This window comes from Polaromonas sp. (genome assembly GCF_029945925.1).
Classification (GTDB): Bacteria; Pseudomonadota; Gammaproteobacteria; order Burkholderiales; family Burkholderiaceae_C; genus Polaromonas.
The window spans coordinates 1-26896 of record NZ_JAQSDN010000061.1; the positions used below are offsets into that span (position 1 = coordinate 1).

Annotated in this window: 25 protein-coding genes; 18 read left to right on the top strand and 7 right to left on the bottom strand. The window is 63.9% G+C overall.

All coding sequences use genetic code 11. The features are described 5' to 3' along the window. Positions 1–113: 113 nt before the first annotated feature. Entirely contained in the window at positions 114–1148 is a 1035-nt protein-coding gene (locus tag PSV40_RS19775) for an NADP-dependent oxidoreductase (protein WP_300541097.1), read from the bottom strand. A 347-nt stretch (positions 1149–1495) separates the two neighbouring features. Here PSV40_RS19775 and maiA point away from each other — a divergent pair, with 347 nt between their 5' ends. Continuing rightward, positions 1496–2134, top strand: a complete 639-nt coding sequence (maiA, locus tag PSV40_RS19780) for a maleylacetoacetate isomerase (RefSeq protein ID WP_300541099.1) — start codon at positions 1496–1498, stop codon at positions 2132–2134. A gap of 12 nt (positions 2135–2146) precedes the next feature. Continuing rightward, on the top strand, positions 2147–2950 hold the full coding sequence (gene pgeF, locus PSV40_RS19785) for a peptidoglycan editing factor PgeF (protein WP_300541101.1): 804 nt from the start codon (positions 2147–2149) through the stop codon (positions 2948–2950). Here the strand turns inward: pgeF and PSV40_RS19790 are convergent. Continuing rightward, a complete protein-coding gene (locus PSV40_RS19790; RefSeq protein ID WP_300541103.1) occupies positions 2858–3181 on the bottom strand; it encodes a hypothetical protein in 324 nt (107 codons plus the stop codon). The two genes, pgeF and PSV40_RS19790, sit on opposite strands and share 93 nt — an antisense overlap. Before the next feature lie 125 nt (positions 3182–3306). On the opposite strand from PSV40_RS19790, the gene phaC reads away from it, so the two are divergent. The 5 genes from phaC to PSV40_RS19815 all read left to right on the top strand — a co-directional run bounded on the left by phaC (position 3307) and on the right by PSV40_RS19815 (position 9578). Further along, positions 3307–5055, top strand: a complete 1749-nt coding sequence (gene phaC, locus PSV40_RS19795) for a class I poly(R)-hydroxyalkanoic acid synthase (RefSeq protein ID WP_300541105.1) — start codon at positions 3307–3309, stop codon at positions 5053–5055. A 144-nt stretch (positions 5056–5199) separates the two neighbouring features. Beyond that, positions 5200–6378: an acetyl-CoA C-acetyltransferase gene (locus tag PSV40_RS19800; protein ID WP_300541107.1), complete on the top strand. Its 1179-nt coding sequence runs from the start codon at positions 5200–5202 to the stop codon at positions 6376–6378. A gap of 138 nt (positions 6379–6516) precedes the next feature. Continuing rightward, positions 6517–7254 (top strand): acetoacetyl-CoA reductase, encoded by a 738-nt coding sequence (gene phbB / locus PSV40_RS19805; RefSeq protein WP_300541109.1) that lies wholly within the window; start codon positions 6517–6519, stop codon positions 7252–7254. A gap of 183 nt (positions 7255–7437) precedes the next feature. Next, a complete protein-coding gene (gene ybaL, locus PSV40_RS19810; protein ID WP_300541111.1) occupies positions 7438–9138 on the top strand; it encodes a YbaL family putative K(+) efflux transporter in 1701 nt (566 codons plus the stop codon). Next, positions 9138–9578: a ribonuclease HI family protein gene (locus tag PSV40_RS19815; protein ID WP_300541321.1), complete on the top strand. Its 441-nt coding sequence runs from the start codon at positions 9138–9140 to the stop codon at positions 9576–9578. Before ybaL ends, PSV40_RS19815 begins: the two co-directional genes overlap by 1 nt. A 37-nt stretch (positions 9579–9615) precedes the next feature. Here PSV40_RS19815 and PSV40_RS19820 read toward each other — a convergent pair whose 3' ends face one another. From PSV40_RS19820 to PSV40_RS19830, 3 genes are all read right to left on the bottom strand, one after another. After that, positions 9616–11304 (bottom strand): PhoH family protein, encoded by a 1689-nt coding sequence (locus PSV40_RS19820; protein ID WP_300541113.1) that lies wholly within the window; start codon positions 11302–11304, stop codon positions 9616–9618. Positions 11305–11614: 310 nt separating this feature from the next. Then, positions 11615–12091 carry a peroxiredoxin gene (locus PSV40_RS19825; protein WP_096668322.1) on the bottom strand — a complete coding sequence of 159 codons (477 nt, stop codon included), beginning with the start codon at positions 12089–12091 and terminating at the stop codon, positions 11615–11617. 121 nt (positions 12092–12212) lie between these two features. Beyond that, positions 12213–12614: an Mth938-like domain-containing protein gene (locus PSV40_RS19830; RefSeq protein WP_300541115.1), complete on the bottom strand. Its 402-nt coding sequence runs from the start codon at positions 12612–12614 to the stop codon at positions 12213–12215. Between the two features lie 149 nt (positions 12615–12763). Between PSV40_RS19830 and PSV40_RS19835 the strand changes: the two genes are divergently transcribed. The 7 genes from PSV40_RS19835 (at position 12764) to PSV40_RS19865 (ending at position 19685) form a co-directional block, all read left to right on the top strand. Beyond that, entirely contained in the window at positions 12764–14023 is a 1260-nt protein-coding gene (locus PSV40_RS19835) for a pyridoxal phosphate-dependent aminotransferase (protein WP_300541117.1), read from the top strand. Positions 14024–14048: 25 nt separating this feature from the next. Further along, a complete protein-coding gene (locus PSV40_RS19840) occupies positions 14049–15371 on the top strand; it encodes a homoserine dehydrogenase (RefSeq protein ID WP_300541323.1) in 1323 nt (440 codons plus the stop codon). Positions 15372–15449: 78 nt separating this feature from the next. After that, complete coding sequence (locus tag PSV40_RS19845; protein ID WP_300541119.1) at positions 15450–16973, top strand: threonine synthase; 1524 nt, start codon at positions 15450–15452, stop codon at positions 16971–16973. A gap of 190 nt (positions 16974–17163) precedes the next feature. Continuing rightward, entirely contained in the window at positions 17164–17697 is a 534-nt protein-coding gene (gene mobB, locus PSV40_RS19850; RefSeq protein ID WP_300541121.1) for a molybdopterin-guanine dinucleotide biosynthesis protein B, read from the top strand. Beyond that, positions 17694–18962, top strand: coding sequence for a gephyrin-like molybdotransferase Glp (gene glp, locus PSV40_RS19855; protein ID WP_300541123.1), 1269 nt, complete (start codon positions 17694–17696; stop codon positions 18960–18962). Before mobB ends, glp begins: the two co-directional genes overlap by 4 nt. Further along, positions 18959–19210, top strand: coding sequence for a molybdopterin converting factor subunit 1 (gene moaD / locus PSV40_RS19860; protein ID WP_300541125.1), 252 nt, complete (start codon positions 18959–18961; stop codon positions 19208–19210). The genes glp and moaD overlap by 4 nt, the downstream gene beginning before the upstream one ends. A gap of 1 nt (position 19211) precedes the next feature. Continuing rightward, positions 19212–19685 carry a molybdenum cofactor biosynthesis protein MoaE gene (locus tag PSV40_RS19865; RefSeq protein WP_300541127.1) on the top strand — a complete coding sequence of 158 codons (474 nt, stop codon included), beginning with the start codon at positions 19212–19214 and terminating at the stop codon, positions 19683–19685. Positions 19686–19700: 15 nt separating this feature from the next. Here the strand turns inward: PSV40_RS19865 and PSV40_RS19870 are convergent, their stop codons facing one another. Beyond that, the gene (locus tag PSV40_RS19870; protein WP_300541129.1) at positions 19701–20195 is read right to left on the bottom strand and encodes a MarR family transcriptional regulator; all 495 of its coding nucleotides are present in this window, start codon (positions 20193–20195) and stop codon (positions 19701–19703) included. Between the two features lie 105 nt (positions 20196–20300). On the opposite strand from PSV40_RS19870, the gene PSV40_RS19875 reads away from it, so the two are divergent. Together PSV40_RS19875 and PSV40_RS19880 are read left to right on the top strand one after the other, a co-directional pair. Further along, a complete protein-coding gene (locus tag PSV40_RS19875; protein ID WP_300541131.1) occupies positions 20301–21305 on the top strand; it encodes a tripartite tricarboxylate transporter substrate binding protein in 1005 nt (334 codons plus the stop codon). A 197-nt stretch (positions 21306–21502) separates the two neighbouring features. Further along, a complete protein-coding gene (locus tag PSV40_RS19880) occupies positions 21503–22741 on the top strand; it encodes a flavin-dependent oxidoreductase (protein WP_300541325.1) in 1239 nt (412 codons plus the stop codon). Positions 22742–22787: 46 nt separating this feature from the next. On the opposite strand, the gene PSV40_RS19885 is transcribed toward PSV40_RS19880, so the two are convergent. Beyond that, positions 22788–23405, bottom strand: a complete 618-nt coding sequence (locus PSV40_RS19885; RefSeq protein WP_300541133.1) for a hypothetical protein — start codon at positions 23403–23405, stop codon at positions 22788–22790. Positions 23406–23589: 184 nt separating this feature from the next. Here PSV40_RS19885 and clpB point away from each other — a divergent pair, with 184 nt between their 5' ends. Together clpB and PSV40_RS19895 are read left to right on the top strand one after the other, a co-directional pair. Continuing rightward, positions 23590–26190 carry an ATP-dependent chaperone ClpB gene (gene clpB, locus PSV40_RS19890; RefSeq protein WP_300541135.1) on the top strand — a complete coding sequence of 867 codons (2601 nt, stop codon included), beginning with the start codon at positions 23590–23592 and terminating at the stop codon, positions 26188–26190. 220 nt (positions 26191–26410) lie between these two features. Next, the gene (locus PSV40_RS19895) at positions 26411–26896 is read left to right on the top strand and encodes a GNAT family N-acetyltransferase (protein ID WP_300541137.1); all 486 of its coding nucleotides are present in this window, start codon (positions 26411–26413) and stop codon (positions 26894–26896) included.

Here is a 26896-nt window from a genome sequence, read left to right on the forward strand (position 1 = left end):
AGGGTGCTGCAGCGGCAAAAAGGACGTGAGCTTCTAAGTTAGCGCTTATGGGATCGAGTCCGGGATGACATCCAAGGTGTGACTCGCCCGCGAATTTTTTTCGGCGGCTTGCCTTATTCCTTCGCGACCCGCAGCACCAGCTTGCCGAAGTTCTCGCCGTTGAAGAGCTTGAGCAGGGTTTCCGGGAAGTTCTCCAGCCCGTCCACCACGTCTTCCTTGCTTTTCATCTTGCCTTCCTTGAGGTAGCCCGCCATCTCGGCAATCGCCTGCGGGTAACGGTCGGCGTAGTCGAACACCACGATGCCTTCCATGCGCGCGCGGTTGACCAGCAGCGACAGGTAGTTGGCCGGTCCTTTGACCGGCGTGGTGTTGTTGTACTGGCTGATGGCGCCGCAGATGATGATGCGGGCGCCGCGCGTGATGCGGGTCAGCACGGCATCCAGGATGTCGCCGCCCACGTTGTCGAAATAGATGTCCACGCCTTTGGGGCAGTGCTCTTTCAGCCCGGCCTTGACGTCGCCGGCCTTGTAGTCGATGCAGGCGTCAAAGCCCAGCTCCTGGACCACCCAGTCGCACTTGGCCTTGCCGCCGGCAATGCCGACCACGCGGCAGCCCTTGAGCCTGGCAATCTGGCCGACGGTCTGGCCGACGGCACCCGCCGCGCCGGAGACCACCACGGTTTCGCCGGGCTTGGGCTGGCCCACGTCCATCAGGCCAAAGTAGCCGGTCATGCCGGGCATGCCCAGCACGTTGAGCCAGGAGGTCAGGCCCATGCGCGCATCGATCTTGAACATGCCGCTGCGCTTGATCTGCGCTTCCGGAATCAGGCAGTACTCCTGCACGTCCAGCCCGGCGTTGACGTAGTCGCCCACGGCAAAGGCCGGGTTGTTCGAGGCGATCACCTTGCCGACGCCGCTGGCGCGCATGACCGCGCCGATTTCCACCGGGGGGATGTAGCTTTTGCCCTCGTTCATCCAGCCGCGCATGGCCGGGTCCAGGGAGAGGAAAAGGGTTTTCACCAGGACGCCGCCGGGGCCGGGCTCGGCGACCGGCTCGGAGGAGAAGCTCCAGTTTGCGCGGGTCGGCAGGCCGACCGGGCGGCTGGCCAGGCGGACCTGGTGGTTGGTGAGGGTGGTGGGGGTGCTCATGGGTGTCTCCTTGGGGTATCCGTTCGGACTGAGCTTGGCTAAGCCTTCTGCCATGTGCGCCGGCACTTCGACAGGCGCAGTGCGAACGGGGAAAAATTGACGCTGTGTAACTTCAGACCGGATGGTAGTGGCGCCTGGCTGGCGGGGCGGTCGCGCAGGCGATTGCGAACCCCGCGCTCAACCAGCGCAGTTGGAAGTAACACCAAGTGCGCGACAGTGAGGATGTATTCAACCAAGCCAGGGCCGCGGAACCGGCTTTGCCGGGCCGCAGGCGCAGCGGCCCCCTCGGGGGGCAGGGAGCGACACGAAGTGCGCGACCGTGGGGGCCATGGTTTATGCTTTCAGCCATGAAACTCCACAACTACTTCCGCTCTTCTGCGTCCTTTCGCGTGCGTATTGCGCTTGAACTCAAGGGTTTGCGCTACGAATACGTTCCCGTCCACATTGCCAGGGGCGACCACCAAAAAGAGGCCTACGCCGCGCTGTCGGCCGACACCCTGGTGCCGCTGCTCGAAGTAGATGGCGAAAAACTCTCGCAGTCCATGGCCATCATCGAATACCTCGATGAAAAACACCCGACGCCGGCGCTGCTGCCGGCCGATGCATTGGGCCGCGCGAAGGTGCGCGCGCTGGCGCAGTCGATTGCCTGCGAGATTCACCCGATCAACAACCTGCGTGTGCTCAAGTACCTGGTGCGCGAGCTCAAGGTCGATGAAGAGGCCAAAAACGCGTGGTACCGCCACTGGTGCCGCGAAGGGCTGGAAGCCTTCGAGCGCCAGCTGGCCCAGTTGCCGCCGTCCACCTACTGTTACGGCGAAACGCCCACCCTGGCCGACTGCTGCCTGGTGCCGCAGATCTTCAACGCGAAACGCTTCAACGTGAACCTGGAGGGCCTGAGCCGCACGATGGCGGCGTTTGACGCCAGCATGGCGCTGCCGGCCTTCCAGAAAGCCCAGCCTTCGGCCTGTCCGGACAACGAGCCCTGATCGCGAGATATCTTGCACCCTGACTGGCTGACTCCCGACTGGCCCGCGCCGCCCGGCGTGCGCGCGGTTTTCACCACCCGGCAGGGAGGGGTGTCCGTCGCGCCCTGGGACAGCATGAACCTCGGCGACCACGTCGGCGATGCGACCGCGCAAGTGGCCGCCAACCGGGCCGTGCTGGGCCAGGCCATGGGTGCGAAGCCGGTGTTCCTGCAGCAGGTGCACGGCACCGGCGTGCTGACCCTCGACGCCGGCACGGCGCAGGGTCAGCCGGCCGACGCCGCCGTCACCACGCAGCCTGGCGTGGCATGCACCATCATGGTGGCCGACTGTCTGCCGGTGTTGCTGAGCACGCGGGACGGGACGGTGGTGGCCGCCGCCCACGCCGGCTGGCGTGGGCTGGCAGGCACGCAGGGGCGCGGCATCCTGGAGTCGGTTTATGAGTCTTTTAGTGCCCTGGCCCTGATGGATCAAGCGCAGACAGCTACAAATACCATAGCGTGGCTGGGCCCCTGCATTGGCCCGACCGCGTTCGAGGTGGGGGCGGAGGTGAGGGCGGCGTTTGTCGAAGGCGACCCTCGGGCAGCCACTTGTTTCACGGCCCTGGCATCGGGCAAATACCTCGCCGATCTGGCCGGCTTGGCCCGCCTGCGTCTGCAGGCCTTGGGCGTCACGCAGATTTACGGCAATGACGGCACACCACCCTGGTGCACGGTGGGCAATGTCTCAAGGTTCTTTTCGCACCGGCGCGACGCTGGCGTCCAGGGCAACGGGTTTCACACCACCGGCCGCATGGCTGCCTGCATCTGGCGTGACTGAGTCCGTCGCGGACGAATCGGGCGCCATTGCGCCGGCTTCGGCCGCTTCGCGCGCCTTGATGGCCTTGCGCCTGGCCGGCGCACGCATCAGGTAAACCACCAATGCCACAGGCCCCACACCGTAGAGTACAAAGGTGACAAGGGCGCCCAGCAATGTGCCGGTGGAATGGGTGGCTTCGGCGACGCTCATCATGAGCACCACGTAGATCCAGGCGATGACAATCAAATACATAAAACGTTGAGGCCTGTCATTGGCGCGAAAGGTTTTTCCGCGATACTAGAAACGACCCATTGTGGGCACAACAGCTCGTTCAAGAGCGCAAAACACATGCCGGTCGGCAGATCGGTGAGACAAGCATGAATTCTGACGCAAACCTCGCGCAAGCAGCCCAGCAGATGCAAGAGACCTTTGCCCAGGGACTGCAGCAGGTCATGGGCGCCATGGCCGGCGCCGGCCTGGGGACTGCGCCCGGCTTTGTTCCCCTGGGCATGACGGACATGCCAACGCCACCGCCGCCCTTGCAGTTTGATCCGGCCAAACTGCAGCAGCTGCAGCAGACCTACCTCAACGACATCAGCGCCCTGTGGAACAGCGGCCTGCAATCGGGTACCGATGCCGGCACGCAGGCCGACCGGCGCTTCTCCGCGGAAGCCTGGCGCAGCAACCCCGTGGCCCGGTTTTCTGCGTCCGCCTACCTGCTTAATGCCCGCACCCTGATGGGGCTGGCCGAAGCGGTAGAGGGCGACGAAAAAACCCGGGCCCGTGTGCGTTTTGCGGTCGAGCAGGCGATGGCGGCATCGGCCCCCAGCAACTTTCTGGCACTCAATGCCGAGGCGCAGAAAAAGGCCATCGAAACACAGGGTGCCAGCATTGCCCAGGGGCTGCAGAACCTGCTGAGCGACATGCAGCAGGGCCATGTGTCCATGACCGACGAAAGTGTGTTCGAGGTCGGCAAGAACGTCGCCACCACCGAGGGTGCGGTGGTCTTCGAAAACGAATTTTTCCAGCTGCTCGAGTACAAGCCACTGACCGCCACAGTGCACGAGCGGCCCTTTCTGCTGGTGCCGCCCTGTATCAACAAGTTCTACATCCTGGACCTGCAGCCCGAGAACTCGCTGATCCGTTATGCCGTGGCCCAGGGCCACCGCACCTTTGTCGTCAGCTGGCGCAACCCCGACGAGTCCATGGCTGAAAAAACCTGGGACGACTACATCGAGAACGCGGCCATCAAGGCGATCGACGTGGTGCAGGACATCACCGGCGCCAAAACCATCAATGCGCTGGGCTTTTGTGTCGGCGGCACGATTCTCGGCACGGCGCTGGCGGTGCTGGCCGCGCGTGGCGAAAAACCGGTGGCCAGCGTCACCTTCCTGACCTCACTGCTGGACTTCAGCGACACCGGCATCCTGGACATCTTCATCGATGAGCAGTCGGTCAAGTACCGCGAGATGCAGATGGGCAAGGGCGGGCTGCTCAAGGGCCAGGACCTGGCCTCGACCTTCAGCTTCCTGCGCCCGAACGACCTGGTGTGGAACTACGTGGTCGGCAACTACCTCAAGGGCGAAACGCCGCCGCCGTTTGACCTGCTTTACTGGAACAGCGACTCGACCAACCTGCCGGGGCCGTTTTACGCCTGGTACCTGCGCAACACTTACCATGAGAACAAGCTCGTCCAGCCCGGCGGCCTGACGGTGTGCGGCGAAAAGATCGACCTGCACGCACTGGATCTGCCGGCCTACATTTACGGCTCGCGCGAAGACCACATCGTGCCCATCGGCGGGGCCTATGCCTCGACGCAGGTGTTGCCGGGCAAGAAGCGGTTTGTCATGGGCGCCTCGGGCCACATCGCCGGCGTGATCAACCCGCCCGCCAAGAAAAAGCGCAGCTACTGGACCAACGACAAGCTGCCGCAAGGCAAGTTTCCGGGGCGCCAGGCCGACTGGCTCCGGGGCGCGACGGAACACCCCGGCAGCTGGTGGACCGACTGGTCGGACTGGCTCAAGGGCCATGCCGGCAAGCAGATCACCGCACCCAAAACTTATGGCAGCCGCAAGTACAAGGCCATCGAGCCGGCGCCGGGGCGTTATGTCAAAGTGAAAGCCTGAATGGAAACCTTGTCATCCCGGGCTTGACCCGGGATCCATGCACCGGATGAAACAGCACACCGGCATGGGATGCGTAAGCTGAAACCCCGGACTTGATCCGGGGCCGCAATGGCAGATAGCTGGGGTCAATTGGAAAGACACATCATGGAAGACATCGTCATCGTTTCTGCGGCCCGCACCGCCGTCGGCAAGTTCGGCGGCAGCCTGGCCAAAATCCCCGCGACCGAGCTCGGTGCGGCCGTCATCAAGGCGGTCGCCGAGCGCGCCGGCCTGTCGGCGGACCTCATCGGCGAAGTCATAATGGGCCAGGTGCTGGCGGCCGGCGTGGGCCAGAACCCGGCGCGCCAGAGCGTGGTGAAAGCGGGTTTCCCTCACGGCATCCCCGGCCTGACCATCAACGCCGTTTGCGGCTCCGGCCTGAAGGCCGTGATGCTGGCCGCGCAGTCGGTGGCCACGGGCGACAGCGAGATCGTGATTGCCGGCGGCCAGGAGAACATGAGCGCCGCGCCGCACGTGCTCAACGGCTCGCGCGAAGGCCAGCGCATGGGCGACTGGAAAATGATCGACTCCATGATCGTCGATGGCCTGTGGGACGTCTACAACCAGTACCACATGGGCATCACCGCCGAAAACGTCGCGAAGAAATACAGCATCAGCCGCGAGATGCAGGACGAACTCGCCCTGGCCAGCCAGACCAAGGCCATGGCGGCGCAAGACGCCGGCAAGTTCAAGGATGAAATCGTGCCGTTTTCCATCCCGCAGAAAAAAGGCGACGCCGTCGTGTTTGCAGCTGATGAGTTCATCAACCGCAAGAGCAGCGCCGAAGGCCTGGCCGGCTTGCGCCCCGCCTTCGACAAGGCCGGCGGCGTGACGGCGGGCAATGCCTCGGGCATCAACGACGGCGCGGCCGCTGTCATGGTGATGACGGCCAAAAAGGCGGCGGCGCTGGGCCTCAAGCCCCTGGCCCGCATCGCCAGCTACGCGACCAGCGGGCTCGACCCGGCTTTCATGGGCATGGGCCCGGTGCCGGCGTCCACCAAGGCGCTGGCCCGCGCCGGCTGGAAGGCGCAGGACCTGGACCTGCTGGAGATCAACGAAGCCTTCGCGGCGCAGGCCTGCGCCGTCAACAAGGAAATGGGCTGGGACACCAGCAAGGTCAATGTCAACGGCGGTGCCATCGCCATCGGTCACCCGATTGGTGCATCCGGTTGCCGCATTCTGGTGACGCTGATCCACGAGATGGTCAGGCGTGATGCGAAAAAAGGCATTGCCAGCCTGTGTATCGGCGGCGGCATGGGGGTTGCCCTCACACTGGAACGGTAAATATGAGGTAAAAGAGCTTGTGACCCTTGCAGAGTGCGCGCGACCAGCTATTTATTTGATAGCAAGTCTCACCCACCGGGAAGGTCACCAAAGCTTCTTTCCAACGACTTTCAGAACCAATAAATCAAGGAGCAAGACATGGCAAAACGAATTGCATACGTGACAGGCGGCATGGGTGGCATCGGGACCGCCATCTGCCAGCGCCTGCACAAGGACGGCTTCACCGTGGTGGCCGGTTGCGGCCCGACGCGTGACTTCACCAAATGGATTGACGAGCAGAAAGCGCTGGGCTACACCTTCTACACCTCGGTCGGCAATGTCGGCGACTGGGACTCCACCGTCGCGGCCTTTGACAAGGTCAAGGCCGACCACGGCCCGGTCAGTGTGCTGGTCAACAACGCCGGCATCACGCGCGACGGCCAGTTCCGCAAGATGAGCAAGGCCGACTGGGACGCGGTGATTTCCACCAACCTCGACAGCATGTTCAATGTCACCAAGCAGGTGATCGAAGGCATGATCGAGTCGGGCTTTGGCCGCATCATCAACATCTCGTCGGTCAACGGCCAGAAGGGCCAGTTCGGCCAGGTCAACTACTCGACCGCCAAGGCCGGCCTGCACGGCTTCACCATGGCGCTGGCACAAGAGGTGGCCGCCAAGGGCGTGACCGTCAACACCGTGAGCCCGGGCTACATCGGCACCGACATGGTCAAGGCCATACGCCCCGACGTGCTGGAGAAAATCGTTGCCGGTGTGCCGGCCAAACGCCTCGGTACCCCGGAAGAAATCGCCTCCATCATTTCATGGATCGCCTCGGACGAAGGCGGTTACGCGACGGGTGCGGATTTCTCGCTCAATGGTGGCTTGCACATGGGTTGAGGCCTCCGGCCTGAAACCCTCCAAAGGAAAACCCGCTTCGGCGGGTTTTTTGTTTTCTGTTTTTATAATGAAAATGGGCTGAAAAGCCTTGAAACCCTTATTCGTTCTGCGGCAGGCGCCTGTCCTTGGCAAGTGCTCACGCAGGGTCCCTCCGCCGTCTCTCTCTGAAGGAGCCCCTCCCGCATGCCGCACAGCGTCTCCCTCATCAGCACCATTGCCGCCGGCCTGGGCCTCGCCCTGATCTTCGGTTTTATTGCCGCGCGGCTCAAGTTGCCGTCGCTGGTGGGCTACCTGCTGGCCGGGGTGCTGATCGGCCCCTTCACGCCCGGCTTCGTGGCCGATGCCGCGATTGCGAGCCAGCTGGCCGAAATCGGCGTGATGCTGCTGATGTTCGGCGTGGGCCTGCACTTCTCGCTCGACGACCTGCTGGCGGTGCGCAAGATCGCCGTGCCCGGCGCGGTGGTGCAGATGACGGTGGCCACGGCGCTCGGCATGGGCTTGGCGCACTGGTGGGGCTGGAACCTGGGCGGGGCGCTGGTGTTTGGCCTGTCGCTGTCGGTGGCCAGCACCGTCGTGCTGTTGCGCGCGCTGGAAGCCCGCGGCGTGCTGGATTCGGCCAACGGCCGTATTGCCGTCGGCTGGCTGGTGGTCGAGGACCTGGCCATGGTGCTGGTGCTGGTGTTGCTGCCGCCCCTGGCTGAGTGGCTGTCGGGCCGGGGCGAAGCCGATGTCGATTCGCTGTGGAAGTCGCTGGGGCTCACGCTGCTGCAGGTCGGTGGCTTTGTCGCGCTGATGCTGGTGGTCGGGCGTCGTTTCTTTCCCTGGGTGCTGTGGCAGGTGCAGCGCACCGGCTCGCGCGAGCTGTTCACCCTGTGTGTGGTGTCTGCGGCCGTCGGCATTGCCTTCGGCGCGACGGCGCTGTTTGGCGTGTCGTTTGCCCTCGGTGCTTTTTTTGCCGGCATGGTGATGCGCGAGTCGGAGTTCAGTCACCGCGCGGCTGAAGAATCATTGCCGCTGCGTGATGCGTTTGCCGTGCTGTTTTTTGTCTCGGTCGGCATGTTGTTCGATCCCTGGGTCATCGTCGAGCGGCCGCTGCAGGTGCTGGCCGTCGTTGCCATCATCGTGGTCGGCAAGTCGCTGGCCGCAGCGGCGCTGGTGCTGGGCTTTCGCTACCCGCTCAACACCGCACTCACGGTATCAGCCAGCCTGGCGCAGATTGGCGAGTTTTCCTTCATTCTTGTGGCCATGGGGGCCTCGCTCGGCTTGCTTCCTCCCGAGGGCCAGAGCCTGGTGCTGGCCGGCGCGCTGATCTCGATAGCGCTGAACCAGCTGGTGTTTAAAACAGTCGAACCGCTGCAGCGCTGGATCCTGGCCCGATCGCCGCTGGCCCGCAAGCTCGAGGCGCGCGACGACCCCATGGCCGAGCTGCCCGCCAGCACCGAAGAAAAATACCTGTCGCGCCAGGTCGTGCTGGTCGGTTACGGCCGGGTAGGGCGGCGCATCGCCGACGCACTGACGGCGCAGCACCTGCCCTTTGTGGTGGTCGAGCAGAACCGCGAGGTGGTCGAAAGATTGCGATCAGAGGGCCTGATGGCCGTGTCGGGTGATGCGGCGGAACCGGTGGTGCTGGTCCAGGCCCATATCGCCAACGCCCGCATGCTGGTGATCGCCACGCCCGACACCCTGAACGTGCGGCAGATGGTCAACACCGCGCGCACGCTCAACCCCGAGATCGAAATCGTGGCGCGTACCCACAGCGAGGCCGAAGCGAAATTGCTGGAGAGCGAAAACGCCGGCAAGATCTTTCTTGGCGAGGAAGAGCTGGCGCAGGCCATGACGCGTCATGTTCTGGAGCGCTCGACTTTCGCGCAACGTCACACGTGATCTCGCCCTGGACCATCTACTCCGACGGCAGCGCGGTGCCCAACCCCGGCCGCATGGGCCTGGGTGCGGTGCTGGTGGCGCCTGACGGAACGCGGCACGCGCTCTCGATGGCAACGGATGCGCGGGGCTGCAACAACGAGGCGGAGGCGCGGGCGCTGATGGCGGCGCTGCGCGACGCCCACGCGCGCGGGGCAACGGCGCTGCTGATTTACAGCGACAGCAGCTTGCTGGTGGCGCAACTGGGCGCTGTGGACGTGCCGCCTGTGCTGCGGCTGGCCGCGCTGTATGAAGAGGTGAGTGCCTTGTTGGCGACTTTCACCCACACCTCCCTGCACTGGATACCGCGGCACCGCAATGGTGAGGCGGATACGCTGGCCCGCGCTGCCTTGGGGCTCCTGCCAAAGAGGTCTGTGAAGTCTCCGAAGAAGAGGCGACGATAGGCCCCGGCAGCCTGTCCGTGCTGTCAATACGCCGGCGTCAGAGCACCTCGCTGGCGAAGTCGGCCAGGCGTGAACGTTCGCCGCGCGCCAGCGTGATGTGCCCGCCATGCGGCCAGCCCTTGAAGCGGTCCACGGCGTAGGTCATGCCGGACGAACCTTCGGTCAGGTAAGGCGTGTCGATCTGCGCGAGGTTGCCCATGCAGATGATCTTGGTACCGGGTCCGGCGCGGGTGATCAGGGTCTTCATCTGCTTGGGCGTCAGGTTTTGCGCCTCGTCGATGATCACGTACTTGTTCAAAAAGGTGCGACCGCGCATGAAGTTCATGCTCTTGACCTTGATGCGCGAGCGGATCAGTTCGTTGGTGGCCGCGCGGCCCCATTCGCCGGAGCCGCTGTCGTTTTTGCCCAGCACTTCGAGGTTGTCGTCGAGTGCGCCCATCCACGGGCCCATTTTTTCTTCCTCGGTGCCCGGCAGGAAACCGATGTCTTCACCGACGGAAACCGTCGCGCGGGTCATGATGATCTCGGTGTAGCGGCGGTCGTCCAGTACCTGGGTCAGGCCGCTGGCCAGGGCCATCAGCGTCTTGCCGGTGCCTGCCGTGCCGGCCAGCGTGACGAAGTCGACCTCCGGGTCCATCAGCAGGTTCATCGCGAAGTTCTGCTCGCGGTTGCGCGTGGTGATGCCCCAGACCGCGTTTTTCAGGTGGGTGTAGTCCTTCAGCGTCTTGAGGACGGCGGTCTTGGCGCGGATCTCGGTCACGCGCGCATACAGAGGCGGCTCGCCGGGCGCCTCGAAAAACACAAACTGGTTGATCAGCAGGCTGCCGACGATGGGGCCGGTGATGCGGTAGAAGGTGTGGCTGCCTTGCTGCCAGCTTTCGATGGTCTTGCTCTGGCGCGTCCAGAAGTCGGCCGGCAGGGCCAGCGAGCCGGCATACAGCATGTCGCCGTCTTCCAGCGTCTTGTCGTTCTGGTAGTCGTCGGTGGCCAGGCCCAAGGCCCGGGCCTTGACGCGCATGTTGATGTCCTTGGACACCAGCACCACTTCGCGGGGTGCGTATTCCTTGCGCAGCGCCTCAACCACACCGAGGATCTGGTTGTCGGCCTTGCCCTGCGGCAGGCTCATCGGCAGCGAGTAGTCCAGCGGCTTGGTCTGGAAGAACAGGCAGCCACCGGCTTCCTTGTGCCCGGTGGTGTCGAGCTTGAGGCCTTTGGCAATGTCGGCGCCGGTGGTGCCTGCCAGCGCGTCCAGGGTGCGGCTGGTCTGGCGGGCATTGCGCGCCACTTCGGTCATGCCTTTTTTGTGGCCGTCGAGCTCTTCGAGCACGATCATGGGCAGGAAGATGTCGTGTTCCTCGAAGCGGAACAGGCACATCGGGTCGTGCATCAGCACATTGGTGTCGAGCACAAACAGCTTGGCCGGGCCCGTGTGCCGAGGCTTCTTCGCCTTGGCCGCAGGTTCTGGGCGGACGGCCGCCTGCTGCTCCTTGTGGTAACTGTCGGTATCTTTCGCCTGGCGCGCGGGCTCCTTGGGCAGATAGGCTGCCGGGTGCCTGGCCTCGCCACCGCCGGAACGGCTGTCAAAAAGGTCCAGGGCCACCGTTTTGTGCGCCGGCTCGGCGTGCTCCGTCTTTCGCGTCGTCTTGGCGTGCGTACGGACCGGCGCTTCCAGGGCGTCGGCAGAGAGCAAGGCGGCACGTTTGGTCGGGGCGGGTGGCAAGGGCATGGTGCTTGAAGCTCACAGTGTTAAGGAGACGTCTGTAAATCCGGTTCTCGGGCGCATGGCAGCGTTGCGCGGTGCTCGGAATCCTCATGCACCCAGGTGCATTCCGGTTCCTGCGCTCCGTGCGCCTCGCCCTGCATCCCGACAATCGAATTTCAAGAGGCCTCCCAAGGTTCAAAAAGCGAAAAAGCCGCCTGGAGGCCAGGGCGGCTTTTTCGGTGGGCGCAGTCGCTAAGGTCAACAGCATGAAGTCACTATACACGACTCGCGTTACGGGAACACAAGCTGTTGAAGCGACTTTTTCGCGGTGTTTTCAGGCCGCCTTTTTCAGTGCCTTGACGGCCTTGAGCACATCGTCCACATGGCCGGGCACTTTCAGCCCGCGCCACTCTTCCTTGAGCATGCCGTCGGCGCCCACGAGGAAGGTGCTGCGCTCGATGCCCTTGACCTTTTTGCCGTACATGATCTTGTTCTTGACCACGCCGAACATGTGGCACATTTTTTCTTCCGTATCGGCAATCAGCTCGAAGGGCAGCTCCAGCTTGGCCTTGAACTCGTCGTGCGACTTCATGTTGTCGCGCGAGACGCCGAACACGGTGGCGCCGGCCTTGACGAAATCCTTGTAGCGATCGCGGAACTGCATGGCCTCGGTGGTGCAGCCGGGCGTGTTGTCCTTGGGGTAAAAATACAGGACGACCACATGACCCAAGTGGGTTTGGTTGGAGACTTTGACGCCGCTTGTGGCGTTGGCTTCAAATTCCGGGAGTGGTTTGTTGACGACGACTGCCATACTGCGTGGACCCCTGACAAAAGTAATTGTGATAAGTCGTTGGCTTTGACCGCAAAATTTGGGCCAAACCCCCGACGTTGCACCAAATGCAACCCTAGATTTTACCCTGAAAGCAGGTTGCTCACTGGTGGGCGCGATCTGGCGGTTCAATCAGCAGGGCGGTCAGCACGATCCGGCCTTCGCCGGCGAGGATGTTGTAGGTGCGGCAGGCTGCCAGCGTGTCCATGGTCTCGATGCCGATGCGCGCAGCCATCAGGCTGCGCAAAAAGGCCGGCGGCGCAAAACGCAGGCGGCTGCCGCTGCCGAAAATCACCAATTCGGGCCGGGTCTCGGCCAGACGTTCGAAGTGCGCTGGCGTGAGGTCTTCGAAACGGGCGCAGTCCCAGGCGAACTTTTCGCCGCGTGAGCCGATCACGATGCTCTGCTCTATTTTTTCAGCCGTCCCCTGGTTGCCCAGCCCTATCCATCCGGGCCCGTAGCCAAGAATGGATTGAACGTCGAGGCGGTCGGGCTGTAATTTCATGCGGTGTTCAGGAGGGGTGGTGGGTGCTGGCGGCCAGCAAAATCGCGGTTTTATGTGGTCAAATTATAGATTCCGTCCCAATTTCCGCTTACCCCTGCGTCCCTTGCGCCTTTGCAGGCTTTGCGTTTGCTGAAGAACGACCACAGACCATGAAATTGATCACCAAATCGGCCAAACTGGCCAATGTGCTTTATGACATCCGCGGTCCCATCATGGATGCTGCCAAGCAGATGGAGGAAGAAGGGCAAAAGCTCATCAAGCTCAACCTCGGCAATCTCGCGGTGTTCGGTTTTGACGCGCCTGAAGAAGTCCAGCAGGACATGATCCGCAACCTGCCGGCCTCGGCAGGTTATTCGGACAGCAAGGGCATTTTTGCGGCGCGCAAGGCCGTGATGCACGAAACCCAGCGGCAGGGCATCAAGGGCGTGACGCTGGACGACATCTATCTGGGCAACGGCGCGAGCGAGCTGATTTCCATGGCGACCAACGCGCTACTGGACAACGGCGACGAGCTGCTGCTGCCGTCCCCCGACTACCCCCTGTGGACGGCTTCCACCAGCCTGGCGGGCGGCACGCCGGTGCATTACTTGTGCGACGAGGCCAACGGCTGGATGCCCAACCTCGATGACATCCGCGCCAAGATCACGCCCAAGACCAAGGGCATCGTGGTCATCAACCCGAACAACCCGACCGGTGTACTGTATTCCGATGAACTGCTGCGCGGCATCATCGACATCGCGCGCGAACACGGCCTGGTGATCCTGGCCGACGAGGTGTACGACAAGGTGCTGTACGACGGTGTCAAACACACGGCGATCGCCAGCCTGTCCACCGATGTGCTGACGCTGACCTTCAACTCGCTGTCCAAGAGTTACCGCTCCTGCGGCTACCGCGCCGGCTGGCTGGTGGTGTCCGGGCCGAAAAAGCAGGCGCAGGACTACATCGAGGGTCTGAACATGCTGGCCAACATGAAGCTGTGCTCCAACGTGCCGGGCCAGTGGGCCATCCAGACGGCGCTGGGCGGTTACCAGAGCATTAACGACCTGACCGGCGAGGGCGGCCGCCTGCGCCGCCAGCGCGACCTGGCCTACGAGCTGATCACCGCGATTCCCGGCGTGAGTTGCGTCAAGCCGAGCGCGGCACTCTACATGTTCCCCCGGCTGGACCCCAAGGTCTACCCGATCACCGACGACCGCCAGTTTTTCCTGGAACTGCTCAAGGAAACCAAGGTGATGCTGGTGCAGGGCACCGGTTTCAACTGGGCGGCGCCGGACCATTTCCGCATCGTCTTTCTGCCGCATGAGGAAGACCTGCGCGAGGCGATTGGCCGCATTGCCAAATTCCTCGAAAGCCGCCGAAAAAGCATGCAGCCGGCCAGCGTGCCGGTCGCCGAATCCCTTCTGAAATGACCCGAAGCACATGACATCAACGAATCTGAAACCGATCAAGGTAGGCCTTCTGGGCATGGGCACCGTGGGCAGCGGTGTGTTCACCGTTTTGAAGCGCAACCAGGAAGAAATTTTCCGCCGCGCCGGCCGCAGCATCGAGATCGCCATGGTGGCCGACCTCGACACCGCACGCGCGCAGGCGGCCGCCGGTGCCGGCGTGACGGTGGTGGCCGATGCCAGAGCCGTGATTGCCAACCCCGAGATCGACATCATCATCGAGTTGATCGGCGGTTATGGCATTGCCCGGCAACTGGTGCTGGAGGCGATCGCGGCGGGCAAACACGTGGTCACCGCCAACAAGGCCCTGCTGGCAGTGCATGGCACCGAGATTTTTGCGGCCGCGCACCAACACGGCGTGATGGTGGCGTTCGAAGCCGCCGTCGCCGGTGGCATTCCCATCATCAAGGCGCTGCGCGAGGGCCTGACAGCCAACCGCATCGAGTGGATTGCCGGCATCATCAACGGCACGACCAATTTCATCCTCAGCGAGATGCGCGACAAGGGTCTGGACTTCGACGTCGTGCTGAAGGAAGCGCAGCGCCTCGGTTACGCCGAAGCCGACCCGACCTTCGACATCGAAGGCGTGGACGCGGCGCACAAGGCCACGCTGATGTCGGCGATTGCCTTCGGCATCCCGGTGCAATTCGACAAGGCCTACGTCGAGGGCATCACCAAGCTGGGCGCGCAGGACATCAAGTATGCCGAGCAGCTCGGTTACCGCATCAAGCTGCTGGGCATCACCAAGCGCACGGCCAAAGGGATCGAGCTGCGGGTGCACCCCAGCCTGGTGCCGGCCAAGCGCCTGATCGCCAATGTCGAGGGCGCCATGAACGCGGTGATGGTGCAGGGCGATGCCGTCGGCACCACGCTGTATTACGGCAAGGGCGCCGGCAGCGAGCCGACCGCCAGCGCAGTGATTGCCGACCTGGTGGACATCGCGCGCCTGCACGGCGCCGAGGCCGCGCAGCGCGTGCCGCACCTGGCCTTCCAGCCGCAGTCCATGAGCGACATGCCGGTGCTGCCCATGAGCGAGGTGGTCACGAGTTATTACCTGCGCCTGAACGTGGCCGACGAAGCCGGCGTGCTGGCCAAAGTCACCGGCATCCTGGCCGAAGCCGGCATCAGCATCGACGCGATGCTGCAGCGCGAAGCCGACGAGGTCGGCGGCGAGGGCTCGACCCAAACCGACCTGATCATCCTGACGCACGACTGTGTCGAGGCGAAGATGAACGAGGCGATGGCGCAGATGCAGGCGCTGCCAACCGTGCTGTCGCCCATCACGCGCATCCGCAAGGAAGAACTCGCCTGACATGAAAAGCCCCCACGTTCACTCCGTTCTCTGCCCCCCGAGGGGGCGCTCATTGCCCTACGGGCGGCCGGGCGAGCAATGAAGTACCTCTCCACCCGCGGCCATGCGGACCGCAAGCAGTTCTGCGAAATCCTGCTCGAGGGCCTGGCGCCCGACGGCGGGCTCTACCTGCCCGAAACCTACCCGCAGGTCGACACCGCCACGCTGGAGAAGTGGCGCGCCGTCTACCGCGACTCGGGGTATGCCGACCTGGCTTTTGAAGTGCTGTCGCTCTACATCGACGACATTCCTGCCGCCGACCTGAAAGCCCTCTGCCGCAAGACCTACACCGAAGAAGTTTTCGGCACGACCGAAATTGTTCCGTTGCGCCAGCTCGAGCCTGGCCTCTACCTCGAGGCCCTGTCCAACGGCCCGACCCTGGCCTTCAAGGACATGGCCATGCAGTTGCTGGGCAACTTGTTCGAGTACGAACTGGCGCGCCGCGGCGAGGAGCTCAACATCCTGGGCGCGACCAGTGGCGACACCGGCAGCGCCGCCGAATACGCGATGCGCGGCAAAAAGGGAGTGCGCGTCTTCATGACCTCGCCGCAGGGCCGCATGAGCCCCTTCCAGCAGGCCCAGATGTTCAGCCTGCAGGACGCCAACATCCACAACATTGCCATCGAAGGTGTGTTCGACGATTGCCAGGACATTGTGAAGGCCGTGTCCAACGACCTGGCCTTCAAGCGCAAGTACAAGATCGGCACCGTCAACTCGATCAACTGGGCCAGGCTGCTGGCGCAGGTCGTCTACTACTTCGCCGGTTACTTCCAGGCAACCGGCCCTCACCCCAACCCTCTCCCAGAGGGAGAGGGGGGCAAAAAAGGGGGCGCGGGCTTACTCCCTCTCCCGCCGGGAGAGGGCAGGGGTGAGGGCTCCCCGGTGCCAAAGGTCAGCTTCACCGTGCCATCAGGAAACTTCGGCAACGTCTGCGCCGGCCATGTGGCGCGCATGATGGGCCTGCCTATCGACAAGCTGGTCGTCGCGACCAACGAAAACGATGTGCTCGACGAGTTCTTCCGCACCGGCGTGTACCGCGTGCGCGCCAGCGCCGACACGCATGAAACCTCCAGCCCGTCGATGGACATTTCCAAGGCCTCGAACTTCGAGCGTTTTGTGTTCGACCTGCTGGGCCGCGACGCCACACGCGTGGCTGACCTGTTCGGTACGCAGCTGTCAACGCAGGGCCGTTTTGACCTGAGCGGCGACACCACCTACCAGTCGGCCGCCCGGCACTATGGCTTTGCCAGCGGCAAAAGCACCCACGCCGACAGGCTGCAGACGATTCGCGACACCTTTGCGCGTTTCGGCACCATGATCGACACCCACACCGCGGACGGCCTGAAGGTCGCGCGCGAACAGCTCTCGGCCGGCGTGCCCATGATCGTGCTGGAGACGGCCTTGCCGATCAAGTTTGCCGCCACCATCGAGGAGGCGCTGGGCCGGTTGCCGCCGCGGCCCGCCCGCTTTGAAGGCATCGAGGCCCTGCCCAAACGTGTGCAGCTCCTGCCGGCCGACGCGGCCGCGGTGAAGGCCTACATTGCCAGCCATGTGGACGATTGAGCGTTTCAAAACATGACCGTCGGAACGCTCCATCCCTCACCCCAGCCCTCTCCCGGAGGGCGAGGGTGAAGACAGCCGCAATCACTGTCGTGTATTCGGAAAATATCGATAGACTGGCCTCCAGCCCTTTGCTGGTGAGTGCAGGCAGCTATGGTATTGGTAGCAAACCAGGATCGGCCCAAGGCAGTTTATGAACGTTGTTGCATTTGCCGGCTATTCCGGCTCCGGCAAGACCACCCTGGTGGAGAGCCTGATTCCCGCGCTCAAGCTGCGCGGCCTGCGGGTCTCGGTCGTCAAACATGCCCACCACAGCTTCGACATCGACCAGCCGGGCAAGGACACGTACCGCCACCGGCAGGCCGGGGCCTTCGAGGTGGTGGTGGCGTCGGACAAGCGCCTGGCGCTGATCCGCGAGTTCGAGCAGCCGAGGGCACTCTCGGTGCACCACCTGATCGCCGAGCTGTACGAGGGTGTGGACTGGGTGCTGGTGGAAGGTTTCAAAAGCAGCGACCTGCTCAAGGTCGAGGTCTGGCGCGCCGACTCGGGCAAACCGGCACGTTACCCGGACGACGATTTTGTGGTCGCGATAGCCACCGACTCGCCGGACCGGCTGCCCGAAACCACCCTCAGGCCGGTGCTGGATTTGAACGACGCCGATGCCGTCGCGGACTGGTTGGTCGAGAATCACGAACGATTTGTCTATTGCGCCGAGTTGTATGCATGAATACTTCCGCCTCCATTTCCCCTTCCACGCAGCCTGCCACGCGTCCGCCGCTTAAAGCCCTCGACGAGGCGCTGGCCGAGCTGCTGGGCCGCGCCACGCCGCTGGCAGGCAGCGACACCGTGTCCACGTTTGACGCCGACGGCCGGGTGCTGGCCGAAGAGGTGGTTTCGGCGCTGCAGGTGCCGCCCGAAGACAACAGTGCCATGGACGGTTATGCCGTGCGTAGCGCCGAGTTGGCCGACGAGGGTGTGGTGCTGCGCGTGTCGCAGCGCATTGCGGCCGGCAGCAGCGGCAGCGCGCTGGAGCCCGGCACGGTCGCCCGCATTTTTACCGGCGCGCCGATCCCGGCCGGGGCCGATGCGGTGGTGATGCAGGAAGACTGCGAGCCGCTCGCGGATCGCGAAGGGTATGTCAGCGTCCGGCAGCTGCCGCGCCCCGGCCAGTGGGTACGCCGCGCCGGTGAAGACGTCACGCGCGGCGCCACCGTGCTCTCAAAAGGTGAGCGCCTCACGCCCGCTGCGCTTGGGCTGGCGGCCAGTATTGGCATTGACCGGCTGCAGGTGGCGCGGCGCCCGCGGGTGGCGCTGTTTTCCACCGGCGACGAACTGGTGATGCCCGGCGAGGTGGCCCCCGCGCAGATGCGCCCCGGCGCCATCTATAACTCCAACCGTTTCTTTCTGCGCGCCTTGCTGCTGCGTCTGGGCTGCGAGGTCAGCGACCTGGGCATCGTGCCGGACCAGCGTGAAGCCACGCTGGACGCGCTGCGCAGCGCCAGCCAGGCCCATGACCTGATCCTGACCAGCGGCGGCGTGTCGGTCGGGGAAGAGGACCACATCAAGCCGGCCGTGCAACAGCTCGGCTCACTGGACCTCTGGCAGATTGCCATGAAGCCGGGCAAGCCTTTTGCCTATGGCCGGGTCGGTGCGGCGCACTTCATGGGACTGCCGGGCAACCCGGTCTCCAGCTTCCTGACCTTTCTGTTGCTGGTGCGCCCCTTTCTGCTCAGGCTCCAGGGGGTGACTGACGTTGCTCCAAAATCAATAGCGGCTACCGCCCATTTCACCTGGCCCCGGGCCGATAAACGCCGTGAATTTTTGCGGGTGCGGCGCAACGATGCCGGCGGGCTGGACCTGTTTCCCAACCAGAGTTCGGGCGTGCTGACCTCGGCGGTCTGGGGCGACGGCGTGGTGGACAACCCGTCGGGCCAGACCATCGCGCATGGCGACACCGTGCGTTTCATCGCTTTTTCGGAATGGCTGGCATGAACATCACCGTCAGGTATTTTGCGTCCGTGCGTGAAGCCATCGGACAGGGCAGCGAGCAGGTCGACACCGCAGCAGCCAGCCTGGCCGCTCTGCGCGACGAACTGATGACGCGCGGCCCGGCCTATGCCGAGGCGCTGGCGCGCGGCAAGTCGGTGCGCATGGCACTCAACCAGGTCATGAGCGACGAATCGGCGGCGCTCACGGACGGCTGTGAAGTCGCCTTCTTTCCGCCGGTGACGGGGGGCTGAGATGACTGATCGCGTGAGCATCCAGACCGGCGACTTCAATCTCGCCGAGGAGATCGCCGCGCTGCGCGCGAACGACAAACGCGTCGGCGCCGTCTGCAGTTTCATCGGAACGGTCAGAGACCGCAATGACGGTAGTGACGTGAGCTCCATGGAGCTTGAGCACTACCCCGGCATGACCGAAAAAGCCATCGAGGCCATGATTGACGAAGCCATGGTGCGCTTCGATATTTTCGGTGCGCGCGTGATCCACCGTGTCGGGCTGCTGCAGCCGCTGGACCAGGTGGTGATGGTGGCGGTGACCTCGGCGCATCGCGGCGAGAGTTTCCAGGCCTGCGAGTTCCTGATGGACTACCTCAAGACCCAGGCCCCGTTCTGGAAAAAAGAGCAGACGCCGGACGGCGCGCGCTGGGTCGATGCGCGGGTCAGCGACGACGCGGCGCTGGCCAAGTGGGGCATCCAGGCCTCCAACGCCTAGAACAGTCCTCAGGCTTCAGGCTTGCGCTTCGTCTTCCTGGTCCGGCGGCACAAAGGCGGCGCGGGCGTCGTTTTCCAGCCCCGTCGTCAGCAGTTGCAGCAGCTCCAGCAGCTGGCCCTGTTGCGCCTTGTTCAGCGGTGCCATCAGGCGGTCATAGGCCCGGTCGGCCGGTTGCTGCGCCTGCTTGAGCAGGTCCATCCCCGCAGCTGACAGGAATACCGCCAGATTGCGCCGGCTGGCCGGCGCCGGCGCCCGTTCTATCAGGCCCCGCGTTTCCAGGCCGCGCAGCACACGCAGCACCGTCACCTTGTCGAAACCCAGCGCACGCGCCAGTGTGGACTGGTCCAGCCCCGGCGTGGCGCGCAGCACGCTGAGCACGCCGAACTGTGCCGGCGTCAGCCCCACGCTGCGGCATTCGTCCTCGAAAACCGCGGTCGAGATCTGATGCGCCCGGCGCAGCAGGAAGCCGGGGCGGGCGTAAAGTTGGGTCAGTTTGTGAAGGGCGTGCACGGCAGTTAAAAGTTCTCGTCGACTTGGGCTCTAGGGGAATTCATGGATTGTGCCTTGTCGTTTCAGACCAATAATGGTTAGCATGCAAACCAAAAAGGATGTTTGATGCAGATCAGTATTTCTTCACGCCGTCGGCTGGCGGTCAAGCTGGGGCTCCTGCTTGTCGCGGCTGGCGCCAGCGCGGGCGCCCTGGCCCAGAGCGCCCAGGCGCCGGTCCTGCCGCAGGCGCCGATTCGCCTGATCGTGCCCTTCACGCCGGGCACCGGCATTGACCTGATTGCCCGCACGCTGGGCCCCCGGCTGTCCGAGCGCCTGGGGCGGCCGGTGGTGGTGGACAACCGTGCCGGCGCGTCCGGCAACATCGGCACCGAGGCCGTGGTGCGTGCTGCGCCCAACGGCAGCACCTTGCTGGTGACGGTCAACACGCTGGTGATGAATGCCAGCCTGTACCCGCAGCTGACCTTCGACCCGGTGAAAGACCTGACCCCGGTGACGCTGACCAGCTGGGGCCAGCTGCTGCTGGTGGCCAACCCCAAGACCGGTTTCAAAAGCGCCTCGGACCTGATGGCGGCGGCGCGCCAGAAGCCCGGCCGCATCAACTACGGTTCGCCCGGGGTGGGCACGCCGCACCACCTGGCGATGGAACTGTTCAAAAGCACGGCGGGCGTGTTTGTCACGCACATCCCTTACCGCGGCACGGGGCCGGCGCTGACCGACCTGCTCGGCGGCCAGATCGAAACCATGTTCCTGCCCATTCACGTGGCCTTGCCGCATGTGAAGTCCGGCCGGCTGGTGGCGCTGGGTATCGGCAGCGACAATCGCCACGCGCTGTTGCCCGAAGTGCCGACGCTGGCCGAGGCCAAAGCCGGTAAGGTCAATGTGGACATGTGGTACGGCATCTTTGCGCCACCGGGCACCTCGCCCGACCTGGTCGCTTTGTACAACCGCGAGATCCGGGAGATGTTGCTGAGTGACGAGGTCAAAAAGGCCTTCCAGACCCAGGGCATGGACCCGAGCGGCAGCACGCCGGAAGAGTTCAAAGGCCTGGTCGAGCTTGATTCGAAGCGCTGGGCCCGGTTGATCCAGGCCCAGGGCATCACCGCGAACTGATTTGCTATTGAATAGATAGCTGGTGGCGCACGTCTGTAAAGGGCTGGCGGCCATTTTGATGTTAATTATTTATATCCCCCGTCATCCCGGACGTGATCCGGGATCCATGCTGCATGAACCGTGACTGCGGCGTGCCTGCATGGATTGCGGATCACGTCCGCAATGACAGTCCAGTTGAAACCATCGAAGAAAACACCATGAAAATTGCCATCGTCGGCGGCGGCATAGGCGGGCTGAGCCTGGCACTTGCGCTGCATCAGCGCGGCATCCAGAGCGAGGTTTTTGAAACCGTGCCTGAAGTGAAGGAACTCGGCGTCGGCATCACGCTGCTGCCGCACGCCATGCGCGAGCTGGCGGCACTGGGCCTGCAGCCGCAGCTCGAAGCCGTCGGCATCGAAAACGAGGAGAGCGTGTTTTTCAACCGCTTCGGCCAGTTCATCTACAAGGAGCCGCGCGGTCGCCATGCCGGCTACGCCTTGCCCGAGATCGGCATTCCGCGTGGCAAGCTGCACCGCCTGCTTTACGATGCTGCGCTCGAGCGCCTGAGCCCTGACGCCATCCACACCAACCGCCGCTGCGTGCGTGTGGAGCAGGACGACAGCGGCGCCACCCTGCATTTCACGCAGACCTCCAGCGGCATGAGCCTGCCGCCGGTGAAAGCCGACGTGGTGATTGCCTGCGACGGCGTCAACTCCACGCTGCGGCGCCAGTTCTACCCCGACGAAAAAGTCGCGTTTGCCGGCATCAACACCTGGCGCGGCGTGACGCGGCACAAACCCATCCTGACCGGCCGCAGCTACATGCGTGTGGGTTCCATCGACACCGGCAAGATGGTGATTTACCCCATCGTCGACAAGCTGGACGACGAGGGCCACCAGCTGATCAACTGGGTCGCCGAGATCCAGCGGGACAACGCTGCCATGAACGACTGGAACCAGAAAGGCGATCCCCAGGATTTCCAGGGCATCTTCAAGGACTGGCGTTTCCCGTGGCTGGACGTTCCCGCGCTGATCGCCAACGCCGAGCAGATCCTTGAGTACCCCATGGTCGACAAGGACCCGGTGCCGCAGTGGACCTTCGGCCGCGTGACCCTGCTCGGTGACGCGGCACACCCCATGTACCCGCGCGGCTCCAACGGTTCGGCCCAGGCCCTGATCGACGCGCGCGTGCTGGCCGAACAGCTGGCGCTGCATGCCGGCGCTGATGCACGGGCCGCGCTGCAGGCCTACGAGCAACTGCGGCTGGCCCCCACCGCGAACATCGTGCTGACGAACCGCTCGGTGCCGCCCGATTTCATCAACATCAAGGTGGACGAGCTCAGCGGCGGCAAGCCTTTTGCGGACATCGACGCGCTGATCAGCCAGCAGGAGTTGCGCGCGATATCGGACCACTACAAACAGGTGGCCGGCTTCTCGCTGGAGGCTGCCACGAAGTAGGACGGGCCGGAGCCGGAGCGGGCGCCGTCCGGAGCCCGCGAACGCATCAGTTCAGGTACTTGGGCCGCGGAAGGTCTGCGGACAGGTCGGCAGGCTCGGCGTCGGACACGGCGTCTTGCACCACGACGTCATCAGGTGCGGCCGCTGCGGCTGCCGGCACCGTGAGCCACTGCGAGAGCTTCACGCTCTGGTGCAGCAAATGCAGCAGGCCGTTGCTCAGCTGCGGTTCCATCATCACCTGGAAATCACGCACCGTGGCTTGCCCGGGCAGCTTTTCAAACAGCTGCAGGCGCAGCTGGCCGTTGCCCATCAGGGTGACCTTGACCTCGGTCAGCAGCAAGGGTTCGGGGCCCACCTCCACGTCGGCGGGCGGACCGGGCTGGTCGCGGTAAGGGGTTTCAAAATCTCCGCTGCGCAGCGTCGCTTCTTTCTGAAAGGTCGTCAGCAACTGGTCGCGCTGCTCGTCCAGGCTGGTGGCCGCTTCCGGCGGGGCCGCCACCTTGCGGGTCTGGTCGGCCGCGGTTTTATCGAGCACGGGCAGCAAGGCCAGCGCCAGGCGCCGGGTGAGCCAGGCGCGCAACTCGCCGCCGTCCCGGCCGTTGATGCGAATCATCAGGCGGTCCTGCTCCTGGACGTAACTGATCGACACCTGGTGAATGTTCATGGTTTCATTTTAGTCCGCCGCCTGTTCCCCGGGTGCTTGATCTCTGTCAAGCCGCACCCGGGCCAGGCTGTGCATAAAGGGAAGCGCTTCCAAAGGAGCCATCAACCCGGTTGTGAGCAGGGACTATTGAAAAGCCCCGGGTTCAGCCCCAGATCTTCAGCAATCCAATTCACCAAGGGACGCCATGCGCCAGGACAAACTCACCACCAAATTCCAGGAAGCGCTCAGCGACGCACAGTCGCTCGCACTGGGCAACGACAACGCCTACATCGAGCCGGTGCACCTGCTGGCCGCCATGCTGGGCCAGGAAGACGGCCCGAAAGCGCTGCTGCAGCGCGCCGGTGTCAACGTGGCGGCCTTGCAGGCCGCTGCTGACGCCGCTGTCAAAAAGCTGCCGACGGTGTCGGGCCAGGAGCAGATCCAGGTCGGCCCCGAGCTCGGCAAGCTGTTGCAGGCCACCGAAAAGGAATCCATCAAGCGCGGTGACCAGTTCATCGCCGGCGAGCTGTATTTGCTGGCGGTCGCCGACAGCAAGGCCGAGGTCGGCAAGCTCGCCAAAGAGGCGGGCCTGACCCGCAAGGCGCTGGAGGCGGCCATCGATGCCGTTCGCGGCGGCCAGGGCGTGGACAGCCCCGAAGCCGAAGGCCAGCGCGAAGCGCTCAAGAAATACACCATGGACCTGACCGAGCGCGCCCGCATGGGCAAGCTGGACCCGGTGATCGGCCGCGACGACGAGATTCGCCGCGCCATCCAGGTGCTGCAGCGCCGCACCAAGAACAACCCGGTGCTGATCGGCGAGCCGGGCGTTGGCAAGACCGCCATCGTCGAAGGCCTGGCCCAGCGTATCGTCGCCGGCGAGGTGCCGGATTCACTCAAGGGCAAACGCGTGCTGAGCCTGGACATGGCCGCGCTGCTGGCCGGTGCCAAGTTTCGCGGCGAGTTTGAGGAGCGCCTCAAAACCGTGCTGAAAGAACTGGCCAAGGACGAGGGCCAGACCATTGTGTTCATCGACGAGCTGCACACCATGGTCGGCGCCGGCAAGGCCGAAGGCGCGATGGACGCCGGCAACATGCTCAAGCCCGCGCTGGCGCGTGGCGAGCTGCATTGCGTAGGCGCGACCACACTCGACGAATACCGCAAGTACATCGAAAAAGACGCCGCGCTCGAGCGCCGTTTCCAGAAAATCCTGGTCGGCGAGCCAACGGTGGAGGCGACGATTGCCATCCTGCGCGGCCTGCAGGAAAAATACGAAGTGCACCATGGCGTGCAGATCACCGACCCGGCCATCGTGGCCGCGGCCGAACTGAGCCACCGCTACATCACCGACCGCTTCCTGCCCGACAAGGCGATCGACCTGATCGACGAGGCGGCGGCCAAGATCAAGATCGAGATGGACTCCAAGCCCGAGGTCATGGACAAGCTGGACCGCCGGCTGATCCAGCTGCAGATCGAGCGCGAGGCCGTGCGCCGCGAAAAAGACGAGTCCTCGCAGAAACGTTTCGGGCTGATCGAGGAAGAAATCACCAAGCTGCAAAAGGAAATTTCCGACCTCGATGAAATCTGGCAAGCCGAAAAGGCCCAGGCGCTCGGCTCCAAGGACGTGATGGAAGAAATCGACCGCATCCGCTTCCAGATTGAGGAGTTCACGCGCAAGGGTGACTTCAACAAGGTGGCCGAGCTGCAGTACGGCAAGCTGCCCGAGCTGGAAAAACGCCTGAAGGAAGCGCAGGACACCGAAGACAAGAAGGGCACCACCAGTGCGCCCACCTTGCTGCGCACCCAGGTCGGCGCCGAAGAGATCGCCGAGGTCGTGGCGCGCGCCACCGGCATTCCCGTCAGCAAACTGATGCAGGGCGAGCGCGACAAACTGTTGCTGATGGAAGGCAAGCTGCACGAACGGGTGGTCGGCCAGGACGAAGCCATCGGTGCGGTCGCCAACGCGATCCGCCGCTCGCGCTCGGGCCTGAGTGACCCGAACCGCCCGACCGGTTCCTTCCTGTTCCTCGGCCCCACCGGTGTCGGCAAGACCGAACTCTGCAAGGCACTGGCCGGCTTTTTGTTCGACAGCGAAGACCACCTGATTCGTGTCGACATGAGCGAGTTCATGGAAAAACACTCGGTGGCCCGCCTGATCGGCGCGCCTCCGGGTTATGTGGGTTACGAAGAGGGCGGCTACCTGACCGAAGCCGTGCGGCGCAAGCCCTACAGCGTGCTGCTGCTCGACGAGGTGGAAAAAGCCCACCCCGATGTGTTCAACGTGCTGCTGCAGGTGCTCGACGACGGCCGCCTGACCGACGGCCAGGGCCGCACCGTGGACTTCAAGAACACCGTCATCGTCATGACCAGCAACATCGGCTCACCCATCATCCAGTCCATGGTGGGCCAGCCGTATGAAGACGTCAAGGAAGCGGTGGAGGGCGAGCTGAAGAACTACTTCCGCCCCGAGTTCTTGAACCGCATCGACGAGACCGTGGTGTTCCATTCGCTCGACGCGAAAAACATCGAGTCCATCGCGCGCATCCAGCTCAAGGTGCTGATGGAGCGCCTGCAGAAGATGGACCTCACGATGGAGGTGTCGGAAGCAGCCATTGCCGAACTCGCCAAGGTCGGCTTCGACCCGGTGTTCGGTGCCCGGCCGCTCAAGCGTGCGATCCAGCAGCGGATTGAAAACCCGCTGTCCAAGCTGCTGCTCGAGGGGCGTTTCCTGCCCAAGAGCACGATTCCGGTGGATGTGGATCCGGTGCGCGAACCCGGCGTGTTCAAGTTCGACCGCGCCACGCAATGAGCCCTCACTGAGCCCCGGAAGCGGCGCAGGTTGCTATTTAATCAGTAGCAGCTTGCGCCCATCCAGTAAGGGATGAAGGCCTGTTTTATGCATGAAAACCCGCTTTTGCCTGCGCAAGAGCGGGTTTTCTTTTGGGGGAGATGTCCGCACAGTCGGCGTCCGGGTTGATTTTCCGGATCGGCGTTAAGCTCTTGGCTTTTCCGACGGGAAGGTGCGTGCGATGTTGTCGATAAGGAAAGCGGTTTCGGCCGACGAAGATGATCTCTGGCGTATCCTGGAGCCGATTATTCGCGCGGGCGAAACCTACGATTTCCCGCGGCAGACCAGCCGGCAGGATGCCCTTCTGGCCTGGCTGGCGCCCGACAACCAGTGTTTTGTGGCCTGCGAGGGCGACACGCTTCTGGGCACCTATGTGTTGCATCCCAACCGCAAGGGCGGTGGGGCGCATGTGGCGAACTGCGGCTACATGACCGCAAGCGATGCCAACGGCAAAGGGGTGGCACGCGCCATGTGCGCACACTCGCTCGAAGTCGCCCGCGCAGCAGGATTCCGCGCCATGCAGTTCAACTTCGTGATCGCCAGCAACCACCGAGCCGTCAAGCTCTGGACGGGAATGGGCTTCGAGACCGTCGGTCGCGTGCCGGAGGCTTTCCTCCACCCTGTGCACGGCTACACCGACGCGCTGGTAATGTACCGGCGCCTGTAA